At 59.0% G+C, this 13,016-nt stretch carries 12 protein-coding genes; 8 read left to right on the top strand and 4 right to left on the bottom strand.

Going from position 1 to position 13,016, the window contains the following annotated elements; genetic code table 11:
* Positions 1 to 93 precede the first annotated feature (93 nt).
* The 3 genes from AC1RPZ_RS05075 to AC1RPZ_RS05085 form a co-directional block, all read right to left on the bottom strand.
* A complete protein-coding gene (locus AC1RPZ_RS05075; RefSeq protein ID WP_493135449.1) occupies positions 94 to 426 on the bottom strand; it encodes a DUF2388 domain-containing protein in 333 nt (110 codons plus the stop codon).
* Positions 427 to 524: 98 nt separating this feature from the next.
* Positions 525 to 2,306 (bottom strand): type IV pilus assembly ATPase TfpB, encoded by a 1,782-nt coding sequence (tfpB, locus tag AC1RPZ_RS05080; protein ID WP_493135451.1) that lies wholly within the window; start codon positions 2,304 to 2,306, stop codon positions 525 to 527.
* Positions 2,307 to 2,447: 141 nt separating this feature from the next.
* Complete coding sequence (locus tag AC1RPZ_RS05085; RefSeq protein WP_493135453.1) at positions 2,448 to 2,786, bottom strand: ACT-like domain-containing protein; 339 nt, start codon at positions 2,784 to 2,786, stop codon at positions 2,448 to 2,450.
* A 125-nt stretch (positions 2,787 to 2,911) separates the two neighbouring features.
* Between AC1RPZ_RS05085 and AC1RPZ_RS05090 the strand changes: the two genes are divergently transcribed.
* A complete protein-coding gene (locus AC1RPZ_RS05090; RefSeq protein ID WP_493135455.1) occupies positions 2,912 to 3,382 on the top strand; it encodes an Lrp/AsnC family transcriptional regulator in 471 nt (156 codons plus the stop codon).
* Between the two features lie 108 nt (positions 3,383 to 3,490).
* Here the strand turns inward: AC1RPZ_RS05090 and AC1RPZ_RS05095 are convergent, their stop codons facing one another.
* The gene (locus AC1RPZ_RS05095) at positions 3,491 to 4,858 is read right to left on the bottom strand and encodes a CYTH domain-containing protein (RefSeq protein ID WP_493135457.1); all 1,368 of its coding nucleotides are present in this window, start codon (positions 4,856 to 4,858) and stop codon (positions 3,491 to 3,493) included.
* Between the two features lie 157 nt (positions 4,859 to 5,015).
* On the opposite strand from AC1RPZ_RS05095, the gene argE reads away from it, so the two are divergent.
* The 7 genes from argE (at position 5,016) to ssuD (ending at position 13,015) form a co-directional block, all read left to right on the top strand.
* Positions 5,016 to 6,182 (top strand): acetylornithine deacetylase, encoded by a 1,167-nt coding sequence (gene argE, locus AC1RPZ_RS05100; protein ID WP_493135459.1) that lies wholly within the window; start codon positions 5,016 to 5,018, stop codon positions 6,180 to 6,182.
* Positions 6,183 to 6,407: 225 nt separating this feature from the next.
* Positions 6,408 to 7,706: an amino-acid N-acetyltransferase gene (gene argA / locus AC1RPZ_RS05105; protein WP_493135461.1), complete on the top strand. Its 1,299-nt coding sequence runs from the start codon at positions 6,408 to 6,410 to the stop codon at positions 7,704 to 7,706.
* Positions 7,707 to 8,262: 556 nt separating this feature from the next.
* The gene (locus tag AC1RPZ_RS05110) at positions 8,263 to 9,591 is read left to right on the top strand and encodes an OprD family porin (RefSeq protein ID WP_493135463.1); all 1,329 of its coding nucleotides are present in this window, start codon (positions 8,263 to 8,265) and stop codon (positions 9,589 to 9,591) included.
* Between the two features lie 188 nt (positions 9,592 to 9,779).
* Positions 9,780 to 9,962, top strand: coding sequence for a hypothetical protein (locus AC1RPZ_RS05115; RefSeq protein ID WP_493135465.1), 183 nt, complete (start codon positions 9,780 to 9,782; stop codon positions 9,960 to 9,962).
* Positions 9,963 to 10,189: 227 nt separating this feature from the next.
* Entirely contained in the window at positions 10,190 to 10,783 is a 594-nt protein-coding gene (gene ssuE / locus AC1RPZ_RS05120) for an NADPH-dependent FMN reductase (RefSeq protein ID WP_493135467.1), read from the top strand.
* Between the two features lie 89 nt (positions 10,784 to 10,872).
* Positions 10,873 to 11,841 carry a sulfonate ABC transporter substrate-binding protein gene (locus tag AC1RPZ_RS05125; protein ID WP_493135469.1) on the top strand — a complete coding sequence of 323 codons (969 nt, stop codon included), beginning with the start codon at positions 10,873 to 10,875 and terminating at the stop codon, positions 11,839 to 11,841.
* A 25-nt stretch (positions 11,842 to 11,866) separates the two neighbouring features.
* Complete coding sequence (gene ssuD / locus AC1RPZ_RS05130; protein ID WP_493135471.1) at positions 11,867 to 13,015, top strand: FMNH2-dependent alkanesulfonate monooxygenase; 1,149 nt, start codon at positions 11,867 to 11,869, stop codon at positions 13,013 to 13,015.
* Position 13,016: the final 1 nt, after the last annotated feature.

Consider the following 13,016-nt stretch of genomic DNA (forward strand, 5'->3'; position numbering starts at 1 on the left):
AATCGGCGTAGGAGCTGCCGAAGGCTGCGATCTTTGCTGTTTAGTGGACAAAAAAATGCCGCTCTTGGGAGCGGCATTTTTACAGCAACAAAATTATTCCGGGGCGACCGCGTTCTTGGCCAAAATTGCGTTGGCCAACTCCATGTCGGTGGCCTTCAGGCCTGGATTGTCCGCACGGACTTTCTGCATGGCAGATTCCAGGTACGGACCACGGATATTGCCGTCACTGGCCACGAAACTGCTGGCGTCGTCCTGAGCGGCGACGACCAGCTTGTGATCCCTGGAGGTCAGGTAGGTGGACGCGGTGGTCGCACCTGAGGAAATAACTTCTTGCAAGATGCCATCATGATCATGATCACGAGCCATTGCTGAACCTACAGACAGGGACAGCAAGGCAAGCGTAGCGGCAGCAAATTTAAAGCGCATTGCGGGTGACTCCAGTGGGATTTCTGGCAGGTTGGATTGCCAATACCCCAAACGAGTTCCGTAGCGTTCATCGGCGTGTTCGACCAGGATAACCCCCCCTATTTCTGCTCACTCTGCGGCGTCACCCGCAGCACCTCTTCAATCGTCGTCAACCCCGCTGCCACTTTTTGCGCACCCGACAGCCGCAGGCTGCGCATGCCTTCCTTGAATGCCTGGCGACGGACTGCGAGCAGGTCGGTGTCGGGGTTGATCAAGGCTTTGACGCCGTCGGTCAGTTGCATGATTTCGTAGACTCCGGCGCGTCCGCGATAGCCGGTGTCGCGGCATTCCAGGCAGCCAATGGCGCGCTGGGCGTTGCTTGGCAGCGGTGCTTGCCAGGGGCGGGTCAAGGTTTGCCAGTCGTCTTCGCCCAGTGTCAGCGGCGCCTTGCAATGCGGGCATAAAGTGCGGACCAGCCGTTGCGCCATGACCCCCAGCACGGTGGCTTTGATCAGGTAATGCGGCACGCCGAGTTCCAGTAAGCGGCTGATGGCGCTCGGTGCGTCGTTGGTGTGCAGGGTCGACAACACCAGGTGCCCGGTGAGCGCGGCTTGAATGGCCATTTCGGCGGTTTCGAGGTCGCGGATCTCGCCGATCATGATGATGTCCGGGTCTTGTCGCATCAGCGCGCGCACGCCGCTGGCAAAGGTCAGGTCGATGTTGTGCTGGACCTGCATCTGATTGAACGCCGGCTCGACCATTTCGATCGGGTCTTCGATGGTGCAGAGGTTGATCTCGGGCGTCGCGAGTTTTTTCAGCGTGGTGTAGAGCGTGGTGGTCTTGCCCGAACCGGTCGGCCCGGTGACCAGAATGATGCCGTTGGGTTGTCGGGTCATGTCCTGCCAGCGCCGCAGATCATCGGCAGAAAAACCCAGCTGGTCGAAGTCCTTGAGCAGCACTTCCGGATCGAAGATCCGCATGACCATTTTTTCCCCGAACGCCGTGGGTAGCGTCGACAGCCGCAACTCCACTTCGCCGCCGTCCGGTGTCTTGGTTTTGACCCGGCCGTCCTGGGGTTTGCGCTTTTCCGCGACGTTCATTCGCCCAAGGCTTTTCAGGCGACTGACAATCGCCATGGTCACCTGCGGTGGAAATTGATAGACGTTGTGCAACACGCCGTCGATGCGAAAACGCACGGTGCCTTGCTCGCGCCGTGGTTCGATGTGGATATCGCTGGCGCGCTGCTGGAAGGCGTACTGGAACAACCAGTCGACGATGTTGACGATGTGCGCGTCGTTGGCGTCTGGCTCCTGATCGCTGGCGCCGAGGTTGAGCAACTGTTCGAAGTTGCCCAGGGTGTTCATGTGCTGATCGGCATGGGTCGCGCCGCTGACCGATTTGGCCAGGCGAAAGAACTCCACGCTGAAGCGCTGGATGTCCGCCGGGTTGGCCACTACGCGTTTGATCGGCAGTTGTAGAACGTGGGTCAGGTCAGCTTCCCAGCTGCGCACATAAGGCTGCGCACTGGCGACGGTGACGGCGTCGCGGTCAATCGATACCGCGAGAATCTTGTGGCGCTGGGCAAAGGCGTAGGACATCAGCGGGGTGATTTGCGCGACGTTTATTTTCAGCGGGTCGATGCGCAAATAAGGCTGACCGGCCTGCTGCGAGAGCCACAGGGTCAGGTTTTCCAGATCCAGGCGTTTGCCGGGGCGGCTGAGGTCGTCGAGGTGTTGGCTGGCGAGAAACTCCAGCGGGTGCAACTGGCTGTTGCTGGCATTACGGCGGGTGGTCAGCGCATGCTCGGCCGAGTCCTGGCTGATGAAACCTTGGGCGACCAGTTCGCGCAGCAGGTCATTGAGATCCAGCCAGCGATCCTGAGTGGCAAGTTGAACGGACATCCGGGCTCCTTATGGAAACGATCCTGCAACGAGCGGTTTAGACAGGTGCGTCTCTGACCACAGATGCCAAGAATAGTCCTCACATGGGCCGTCCGTTCGGCCATTGGCCGATTCATCGTTGCGAGTTTTTGCAGGGGCTCCTCAGCCGGCGGCCTGCGTGGGTTGAATCCATTGCGAATCAGCTGCTTGCAGCTCCACGGAGCACACACTGATCAGGTTACGTAATTTTTCCGCGATCACCTGGGCGCGGTGCCAGCTCAGACCGTCCATGACGATGTCGATCGACAGCAGGTCGTCTCGACGCAGTACGTTGACGTGCTGCGGCACCAGAAACTGCAGCGCAAACAGATTGAGCGTCCGGCACAGCACGTCCGGTTCGGCCTCGGCCAGCAGTTGGTAGTGCACGCGGCAATGGGCATTGCTGACGTTCCACACATCGGCGCGGGTGGGGGTGTTGCTGACGGCTTCGAGCGGGGGCATGGTCGGTCTCCAAATCACTGGAGAAATTTTTACATTCGGTGCGCGGTATTTCTTATCTATGATGGAGATAGTTGGCTTTAAATCGAATTGTTCAATTCTCGGATAACGTCTTTATGGGTTTTTCTATGCATAGCGAACTTGACGCGTATGACCGACGGATTCTGGCGCTGCTGCAAGAGGACGCTTCGCTGTCCAGTGCGCAGATTGCCGAGCAGGTCGGGTTATCGCAGTCGCCGTGCTGGCGGCGCATTCAGCGGATGAAGGAGGACGGCGTTATTCGCGGGCAGGTGACGTTGCTCGATCGCAAGAAAATCGGCCTCAACACGCAGATCTTCGCCGAGATCAAACTCAACGCCCACGGGCGTTCGAACTTCACCGAATTCACCGAGGCGATTCGCGGTTTCCCGGAGGTGCTGGAGTGTTATGTGCTGATGGGGGCGGTGGATTTCTTGCTACGGATCGTCACGGCGGACATCGAAGCCTATGAGCGCTTCTTCTTCGAGAAGCTGTCGATGGTGCCGGGGATTCAGGAGGTCAACTCGATCGTGGCTTTGTCGGAAATCAAGTCCACGACGAGTTTGCCGGTGTTGCGATAAAGCAAAAGATCGCAGCCTTCGGCAGCTCCTACGATGGATTTGTGTCGAACCCAATCGGGTGATCGACCCAAATCCGTAGGAGCTGCCGTAGGCTGCGATCTTTTGATCTTACATACGCAGCAACATCTTCCACGCGCGGTTCTGATACACCGCAATCGCCTGCTGCTTGCGCGCATCCAGCACTTCGTCGGTGATCGGCTCGTTGGCCAGTTGCGTGAGTTTGTTCAACTCACCATACAGGCGATCCATTTCCGGGATCTCCAGCACGTTGCGGGCATGGTGCAGCCAGGCCTGGATGCGTTCGATGCGAGGCAGTTGCTCGGCCAGGTCTTCCGGCTGTTGCTGATAACGCTGCAACTGCAGGGACGTCGCTTCTTCACCGAGCAGACGCGGCAGCCAGCTGCCCAGTTGCGCAGCGCCCTGGCGATTACCGCGGGTGTTGCGATCGGCAGCCCAGGTACGGGCCAGCAACCAGCGCGAAGTGTTCAGCGAGAACACGCCCCAGCGCGGGTCTTCCAGTTCTTCGAGGAACTGCTCCGGCGCGGCTTTGCGCACGTCTTCGTCGTCCAGACCGGCTTGTACCAGCGGGCGCCAGTCTTCGAGCAAGGCATCCAGCGCCACGCGCAAGTCGTGGGTCGACTGACGGGGTGCGGCTTGACCCAGGCTGCTGAGCAGCGCGCGCAATTCAGCCAGATTTTCGACCCAGTCCTGCAACAGACGCCAGTGGCCGTTGAAGCGATATTGCTCGGCCAGACGCTGGCTGCTGCCCAGCAAGTGCCAGCTCAGCGCGGCGAACGCATCGTCCAGCGGCGTTTCGGCGGTGATCTGCGGTGCCGGCAGGCTCAACGAATAGCTGTTGGCGTCGAACAGACGGTAGCCGCGTTCGGCCTTGCTGATGTCACACGGCATCAGCGCCAGAGTCGCGGCCAGTTCGGCGGCCAGTTCCAGCAATGCCGCCGGCTCGCCTTCGCGCAGTTCCAGTTCCAGCTCGCAGATTTCTTCTTTCTGCTTGCCGGCAATCACGTGGCCCAGGTCCAGCGCGGCTTCGATGACCACTTTGGTCTTGCCACGACCCCAGGCGATTTCTGCACGTTCGCGCACGAAGTCAGTGGTGAAAATGGCCTTCAGGGTTTTCTTGTCCAGCTCGGCCAGCTCTTCGGGCCAGCATTCGCCGTCGAGTTTCTTCACGTCGAGCTTGGCTTTGGGCAGGTTCCAGTCGTATTCGTTACGCTCGGACAGACCGGCGACGCTGTGGCCACGGGTCTTGAGCGTTTGAATCACTTCTTCGCCATCGCGGCGCAGGCGCAGGGCGACTTTGGCGCGGGCCAGGTCACGCTCTGGCGTGTCGAAGTACTGGTTCATCAACTCACGGCGTTCCCAGCCACTTTTGTTGCGTTTTTTCAGTAACGGGTGCTCACGCAGGGCGGCGAGGGTTTCGCGGCTGACGCGGAGTTTGATTTCGGTTTCTTTCTGCATGGCCGGAAAATCCAGGATCGGGAGCGCAGCCGGGGGAATGTGTGGCTGCCAAGGCCGTGCAGTGTACAGCACTCACTAAACGTACGCGCCGCGACGGTTTATTCCTGTCGCCAGATGGTTCTATGATGGACTTCAATTCGGGAGTTGGGAGTCAGCGATGCCTTTGCCGTCCATGAAAGACCAGTTCGCTGCGCTGATCGCCGAACCGTCTGTCAGCTGCACCCAATCCCATCTGGATCAATCCAATCGTGCGGTCATTGATTTGCTGGCGAGCTGGCTTGGCGACCTGGGTTTTTCGTGCGAAATCCAGCAGGTCAGCCCCGGCAAATTCAACCTGCTCGCCAGTTTTGGCAGCGGCCCCGGTGGGCTGGTACTGGCCGGGCACAGCGACACGGTGCCGTTCGACGGTGCCCTGTGGCAGACCGATCCGCTGAAACTGACCGAAGTCGACGGTCGCTGGGTCGGCCTCGGCAGTTGTGATATGAAGGGCTTTTTTGCGCTGGCCATCGAAGCCGTGCTGCCGCTGCTGGATAAACCGTTCAAGCAACCGCTGATGATCCTCGCCACCTGTGACGAAGAAAGTTCCATGGCCGGCGCGCGGGCCCTGGCTGCTGCTGGCCGGCCATTGGGTCGGGCGGCGGTGATCGGTGAGCCGACGGGGCTCAAGCCCATCCGCCTGCACAAAGGCGTGATGATGGAGCGCATCGACATTCTCGGTCAGAGCGGCCATTCGTCCGATCCGAGCCTGGGCCACAGCGCTCTGGAAGCCATGCACGATGCGATGGGCGAATTACGCGGCTTGCGCCTGCAATGGCAGCGCGAGTTTCGTAATCCGCAGTTCAGCGTGCCGCAACCGACGCTGAATTTCGGCTGCATCCACGGTGGCGACAACCCGAACCGGATCTGCGGTCAATGCTCGCTGGAATTCGACCTCCGGCCTTTGCCAGGCATGGACCCGAACGCGTTGCGCGCGGCAATCCGGCAGAAACTCGAACCGGTCGCCGAGCTCCATCACGTGAAGATCGACTACGCGCCGTTGTTCCCCGAAGTGCCACCGTTCGAGCAGGCGGCGGACTCGGAACTGGTGCGGGTTGCCGAAAAACTCACCGGCCACCTCGCCGAAGCAGTAGCGTTCGGCACCGAAGCGCCTTATCTTCAGCGTCTTGGCTGCGAGACGGTGGTGCTTGGTCCCGGCGATATCGCCTGCGCCCACCAACCGGGGGAATACCTCGAAATGTCACGTTTGCAGCCTACCGTGCATCTATTACGTCAACTGATCGAACATTACTGCCTGACCCCGGCCCAAAACTCGCAAACCTTGTAGGAGCTGCCGAAGGCTGCGATCTTTTGATTTTTTTAAGAAGCAAGATCAAAAGATCGCAGCCTTCGGCAGCTCCTACAGGGGTTCGCAGTTAAATTGCCGGTGTTTAACCCGTATTCATGAGGAGAGCGCGCGTGTTGCCAAGCCTGTTCCGACGATAACCATCAGCCCGCTGTGCGTTTTGCTTCGTCCTTTTTTCGGCTGCTATTTATTACAGGCGCAGGTGTTATGCCCGAATACGTTAATTGGCTTCGTCACGCTTCCCCTTACATTAATGCTCACCGCGATTGCACCTTCGTCGTCATGCTGCCCGGCGACGGCGTCGAGCACCCGAACTTCGGCAATATCGTCCACGACCTGGTGTTGCTGCACAGCCTGGGCGTGCGGTTGGTACTGGTTCACGGTTCGCGTCCGCAAATTGAAACCCGACTTGCCGCGCGCGGCCTGACCCCGCATTACCACCACGGGATGCGCATCACCGATGCGGCGACCCTGGAGTGCGTGATCGACGCGGTGGGCCAACTGCGCATCGCCATCGAGGCGCGCTTGTCGATGGACATGGCGTCCTCGCCGATGCAGGGCTCGCGTTTGCGGGTGGCCAGCGGCAACCTGGTGACCGCACGGCCGATCGGTGTGCTTGAAGGGATCGACTATCACCACACCGGCGAAGTGCGTCGGGTCGACCGCAAGGGCATTAACCGTCTGCTGGATGAGCGCTCCATCGTGCTGCTCTCGCCGCTGGGTTACTCGCCGACCGGGGAAATCTTCAACCTGGCCTGCGAAGACGTCGCCACCCGCGCGGCCATCGATCTGGGTGCCGACAAGCTGCTGCTGTTTGGCGCAGACCTGGGGCTGATCGACGAGAGCGGCCGCCTGGTCCGCGAACTGCGTCCGCAACAGGTGCCGGCGCACTTGCAGCGTCTGGGTGGCAACTATCAGGCAGAGTTGCTGGATGCGGCGGCCGAAGCTTGCCGAGGCGGCGTCGGTCGTAGCCACATTGTCAGTTATGCCGAAGACGGCGCGCTGCTGACCGAACTGTTCACCCGTGACGGTGGCGGTACGCTGGTCGCCCAGGAGCAATTCGAGCTGGTGCGCGAAGCGGCTATCGAAGACGTCGGCGGTTTGCTGGACCTGATCAGCCCATTGGAAGAGCAGGGGATTCTGGTGCGTCGTTCACGCGAAGTGCTGGAGCGCGAAATCGAGCAGTTCAGCGTGGTCGAGCGTGAAGGCATGATCATCGCCTGTGCCGCGTTGTATCAGATTGCCGATTCGGATGCCGGAGAGCTGGCGTGTCTGGCGGTGAACCCGGAATACCGCCACGGCGGCCGTGGTGATGAACTGCTGGAACGGATCGAAACCCGGGCTCGCGCTCAAGGGCTGAAAACCCTGTTCGTCCTCACCACCCGTACCGCGCACTGGTTCCGCGAACGCGGCTTTGTGCCCAGCAGCGTCGAGCGCCTGCCGTCGGCTCGGGCCTCGCTGTACAACTATCAGCGTAATTCGAAGATCTTCGAAAAGACTCTGTAACCTTAGGCGCTTAGACTTCGCCGCGGGCACTGACAGATCGCCGGCTGCGCCTGCTCATGCAGGGGCGTGCGCCGATCAGTTCTGCCGTTTTGCTGCCCGTTTGCAGTGCTTACCGGACGGGCGGTAAAAATTTATAACGGTATACAAACTGTAACAATTTGACGGGAAGATGCACGTTTCGCCATGATGGCGTCGCTTATTTGATAGTGATTGACGTATGAAAGAGTACGTGAGCACGAATTAAGCTAAGCAGACGTTTGTAAATACCATTTAGGAATTAGCTCATAGGCCGATACCCCGGCATGCGGTCCGGTTGAGGCGTGTTGAACTATATTCCCGAATCGTATGAAAAATTACTAAATAGTTCTTTTTTGGTTTGTGAGAAATTCATTAACCTGAACGGATCAAACACTGCGATTAGACCAAGGTCGTAGACGCGACTGCTTACGATTGACTTATCAGTCACGGTCTTGCGCTAATCGCGCATCTATGGGAACCGGGGCGCTAGATCCTGGACCAAAGTGCACAAAAAAAATAGAAACGAGAGGAGCGAAACATGAATAAGTCCACCTTGGCCCTGGCTGTGGCCCTAGGGGTTTTGGCGCAGCAGGCAGGCGCCGCCGGTTTCATCGAAGACAGCAAGGCGAGCCTCAGTTCCCGGACCATGTATTTCGACAATGACAATCGCGCCGGTAAAGCTGACCAGCGCGAGACGGCTCAGGGTTTCAAATTCGATTATCTGTCCGGATTCACCCAAGGTACTGTTGGCTTTGGTGTTGATGCCCAAGCGCTGGTTGGCATCCATCTGGATGGCGGTAGAGGTCATCACCCGGACAGCAATACGTTCGCGCCAAGCGATAGCGATGGCTCAGCAGTGCACGAATGGAGCCGTCTGGCCGGGAACGTCAAAGCGCGTTTCTCCAAGACCGAGGCACACGTAGGTGGCGCTCTGGCACCGAACCTGCCGATCCTGATAGCAAACGACTCTCGTGTGCTGCCCCAGACCTTTGAAGGTGGCACCATCACCTCCAAGGAAATCGACAATGTGACCTTTAACGCAGGTCAGCTCGAACACGCAACGGGTCGTGCTTCGAGTAACGCCACTGGCCTGGCGGTCGCGGGCGGTACCCAGGACAGCAACAAGTTCGTTTATGGCGGCGCTGACTGGAAAGTCACCAAAGACCTTACCCTGCAGTACTACTACGCGAACCTGGAAGACTACTACAAGCAGAACTTCCTGGGCCTGGTGCACGTCCTGCCGATCGGTACTGACCAGTCCTTCAAGACGGATATTCGCTATTTCGACAGCAGCTCCGACGGCAAGAACGGCGATAAGGGCTTTCAGTTCAACAACAACGGTGGTTTCGCCAAGACCCCGGGCGAGGTCGATAACAAGACCTGGAGCGCCATGTTTACCTACAGCCTGGGCGGTAACGCCTTCCTGTTGGGTCATCAGCGCGTCAACGATAACGGCGGCTTCGTCTGGTTGAACCAGGGTAACGTGGTCAATGGCAACGGTAATTTTGAAGGTGCCGGTGGCTCGAGCTTCTACCTGTTCACTGACGCCGTGGTCGGCCAGTTTGCCCGTGCCGGTGAAAACACTACCTTCGGTCAGTACTCCTATGACTTCGCCAAGCTGGGTGTTCCAGGCTTGAAAACCTCGATTGCCTACTTGCATGGCGACAACATCAAAGCCAAGAGCGGCACTGGCAGTGATCAGTCCGAGTGGGAAACCGACATGCGTGTGGATTACACCATCCAGCAGGGCGTCCTCAAAGGCTTCGGCACGACCTTGCGACATGGCACTTACCGTGGCAACGCCTCGGGTATCGACGCCCAGGACCAGACCCGTCTGATCTTCAACTACACCTACGCCTTCATGTAATAGGACTGTCTAGTCCTGAAATAGGTTTACACCTGTTTCACCCCAGCGCCCGATGCACCGCATCGGGCGTTTTGTATTTCAAAGACAGATGCGGCCGTTCGCTGTTCGTAATTGACCCGAACAAAAAGGTACGTCTGACCATTACCTATCCGGCCAGTACCGGGCGTAACTTCCATGAAATTTTGCGGGTGATCGATTCGCTGCAACTCACCGACATCTACAAAGTGGCCACGCCGGCCAACTGGCAGGACGGTGACGAGGTGGTGATCGTTCCGTCACTCAAGGATGAAGACGAGATCAAGAAACGCTTCCCGAAAGGCTACCGCGCGGTGAAACCGTATCTGCGATTGACGCCGCAGCCTAATCGTTAAAGTCAGAAGATCGCAGGCTACGATCTTTTTAAGGTATCCACACAACAGGGTTTCAGGCCGTTTCGACGGCTTTTTTTTCGCCTGGGAAATGCATTTCAGCATATGCATTTAAAGAATAAATAAATGAATAAATATGATTTATAGATATATAAATCAGCTGGTAAGGTCTGTCCATTGTCGCGAGATCGCACACTGCGAATCGCCAGAAACGCTTAAGGAATAGCCGCATGCTGGTCGTCTCACTCGGAGGAAGTCCCAGCCTACGCTCCCGTTCCGGGGTGCTGCTGGATCGCTCCCAACGCTGGTTGCAGCAACAAGGAGTCGAAGTGGTGAGCTATCAGGTACGGGACTTCCCGGCCGAAGACTTGCTGCACGCACGCTTCGACAGCCCGAAGGTGGTCGATTTGCTGCAACAGATTGAAAACGCCGATGGCTTGCTGATTGCCACGCCGGTCTACAAGGCGTCGTTTTCCGGCGCACTGAAAACCGTGCTGGATCTGTTGCCTGAACGTGCCCTGAGCCACAAGGTTGTACTGCCGATGGCCACTGGCGGCAGCATCGCCCACATGCTGGCGGTGGATTACGCGCTCAAGCCGGTGCTGTCGGCGCTGAAAGCCCAGGAAATACTTCACGGGATTTTCGCCGAAGACAGCCAGATCGCTTACGGCGAAGGCAGTGCCCAGGCGCAATTGGCACCCCAACTGGAGCAGCGTTTGTTTGAGGCACTGGAGCAGTTCTTCAGCGCCATGGCCCGACGTCCAAAGCCCCTTGATCCACGTCTGTTGAATGAACGTTTATTGAGTGCTCGCTGGAGCATTTAAGCCTTACCCGAATGTGATGTACTCACCTTACTCAGCCGACAACGGCCAAGCAGGTGCAGCCAAAACCCAACTGCAAAAAGGAGAGCGCCATGCGCCCTGTCATTTTGCGTCGTGGTCTGGTCGCTCTGTTTGCTGCGGCTGTGTCCTTCGGCGTTATTACTCAAGCTCAAGCGGCCGAGACCTTGCGAATCGGCTATCAAAAGTACGGCACCCTGGTGCTGCTCAAAGCCCGCGGCTCGCTGGAAAAACGCCTCGCCGCCCAAGGCGTCGACGTGCAATGGACTGAATTCCCCGGTGGCCCGCAGTTGCTCGAAGGGCTGAACGTCGGCTCGATCGATTTCGGCGTGACCGGCGAAACCCCACCGGTCTTCGCTCAGGCGGCCGGTGCCGATCTGCTCTACGTCGCTTACGAGCCACCCGCACCGACCAGCGAGGCGATCCTGGTGCCGAAAGACTCGGCAATCAAATCGGTGCAGGACCTCAAGGGCAAGAAAGTCGTCCTCAACAAAGGCTCCAACGTGCACTACCTGCTGGTGCGTGCCCTGGAAGACGCCGGTCTCAAATACACCGACATCCAAACCGTATTCCTGCCGCCAGCCGATGCCCGCGCCGCGTTCGAACGTGGCAGCGTCGATGCCTGGGTGATTTGGGACCCGTACCAGGCCGCCGCCGAACAGCAACTGCAAGCACGCACCCTGCGTGATGGCAGCGGCATCGTCGACAACCATCAGTTCTACCTGGCGACCAAGCCTTACGCCGAAAAACATCCAGCGGTGATCAAGGCCCTGGTGGAAGAAGTCCGCGCCATCGGCGAATGGTCCAAAGCCAACCCTGAACAGGTGACCCAACAAGTCGCGCCGCTGCTCGGCTTGTCGGCAGACATCACCTTGCGCGTGGTGAAACGCCAAGGTTACGGCGCGCATCTCCTCACGCCGCAAGTGATAGCGGCCCAGCAGAAAATCGCCGACAGCTTCTACCAGCTCAAATTGATTCCGAAACCCTTGAGCATCAAAGACGTGATCTGGACACCACCGGCGGCCGTTGCCACCGCGCCGTAATTCGATTTCCTTAGGAGACCACTCCATGAGCCTCACTATTTTCTGGTTCCTGCCTACCCACGGCGACGGCCATTACCTGGGCACCGCCGAAGGCGCTCGTGCCGTCGACCACGGTTATCTGCAACAAGTCGCCCAAGCAGCGGATCGTCTGGGTTTCGGCGGGGTGTTGATTCCCACCGGCCGCTCCTGTGAAGACTCGTGGTTGGTGGCAGCGTCGCTGATCCCGGTCACCCAGCGCTTGAAGTTTCTGGTCGCGTTACGCCCCGGGATTATTTCCCCGACGGTGGCCGCGCGTCAGGCCGCGACCCTGGACCGGTTGTCCGGTGGGCGTGCGCTGTTCAACCTGGTGACCGGTGGCGATCCGGAAGAACTGGCCGGCGATGGATTGTTCCTCAGTCACGAAGAACGCTATCAGGCCTCGGTGGAATTCACCCGGATCTGGCGTCGAGTGCTGGAAGGCGAGACGGTCGATTACGACGGTCAGCACATCAGCGTGAAGGGCGCGAAACTGCTCTATCCGCCGATTCAGCAACCGCGTCCGCCGCTGTACTTCGGCGGGTCCTCGGAAGCCGCGCAGGATCTGGCTGCCGAACAGGTCGAAATGGTCCTGACCTGGGGCGAGCCGCCAGCCGCCGTCGCCGAGAAAATCGAACAAGTACGCGTCAAGGCCGCGAAGCTCGGACGCACCGTGCGCTTCGGTATTCGTTTGCATGTGATCGTCCGCGAAACCAACGCTGAGGCCTGGCAGGCGGCGGATCGATTGATCTCCCATCTGGACGACGACACCATCGCCCGCGCTCAGGCGTCGTTGGCGCGCTTCGACTCAGTCGGCCAGCAGCGTATGGCCGCGCTGCACGGTGGCAGCCGCGACAACCTCGAAGTCAGCCCGAACCTCTGGGCTGGCGTCGGTCTGGTGCGTGGCGGTGCCGGCACCGCATTGGTCGGTGACGGCCCGACTGTCGCGGCGCGGGTCAAGGAATACGCGGACCTGGGCATCGATACCTTTATCTTCTCCGGTTACCCGCATCTGGAAGAGTCGTATCGGGTCGCGGAGTTGTTGTTCCCGCACCTCGACATCGAGCGTCCCGAGCTACCGAAAAGCGCTGGTTACGTCAGCCCGTTTGGCGAGATGGTCGCCAACGACATTCTTCCCAAAGCCGCGTCCCAGAGCTGAG

This window comes from Pseudomonas sp. GW822-FHT02D10 (genome assembly GCF_058802345.1).

What these genes read in the sequence shown, in the direction of transcription:
- tfpB (WP_493135451.1), bottom strand. Translation starts at nt 2,306, where the DNA reads ATGTCCGTTCAACTTGCCACTCAGGATCGCTGGCTGGATCTCAATGAC.
- AC1RPZ_RS05090 (WP_493135455.1), top strand. Translation starts at nt 2,912, where the DNA reads ATGCATAGCGAACTTGACGCGTATGACCGACGGATTCTGGCGCTGCTG.
- ssuE (WP_493135467.1), top strand. Translation starts at nt 10,190, where the DNA reads ATGCTGGTCGTCTCACTCGGAGGAAGTCCCAGCCTACGCTCCCGTTCC.
- AC1RPZ_RS05085 (WP_493135453.1), bottom strand. Translation starts at nt 2,786, where the DNA reads ATGCCCCCGCTCGAAGCCGTCAGCAACACCCCCACCCGCGCCGATGTG.
- AC1RPZ_RS05095 (WP_493135457.1), bottom strand. Translation starts at nt 4,858, where the DNA reads ATGCAGAAAGAAACCGAAATCAAACTCCGCGTCAGCCGCGAAACCCTC.
- argE (WP_493135459.1), top strand. Translation starts at nt 5,016, where the DNA reads ATGCCTTTGCCGTCCATGAAAGACCAGTTCGCTGCGCTGATCGCCGAA.
- AC1RPZ_RS05125 (WP_493135469.1), top strand. Translation starts at nt 10,873, where the DNA reads ATGCGCCCTGTCATTTTGCGTCGTGGTCTGGTCGCTCTGTTTGCTGCG.
- AC1RPZ_RS05110 (WP_493135463.1), top strand. Translation starts at nt 8,263, where the DNA reads ATGAATAAGTCCACCTTGGCCCTGGCTGTGGCCCTAGGGGTTTTGGCG.
- AC1RPZ_RS05075 (WP_493135449.1), bottom strand. Translation starts at nt 426, where the DNA reads ATGCGCTTTAAATTTGCTGCCGCTACGCTTGCCTTGCTGTCCCTGTCT.
- ssuD (WP_493135471.1), top strand. Translation starts at nt 11,867, where the DNA reads ATGAGCCTCACTATTTTCTGGTTCCTGCCTACCCACGGCGACGGCCAT.
- argA (WP_493135461.1), top strand. Translation starts at nt 6,408, where the DNA reads ATGCCCGAATACGTTAATTGGCTTCGTCACGCTTCCCCTTACATTAAT.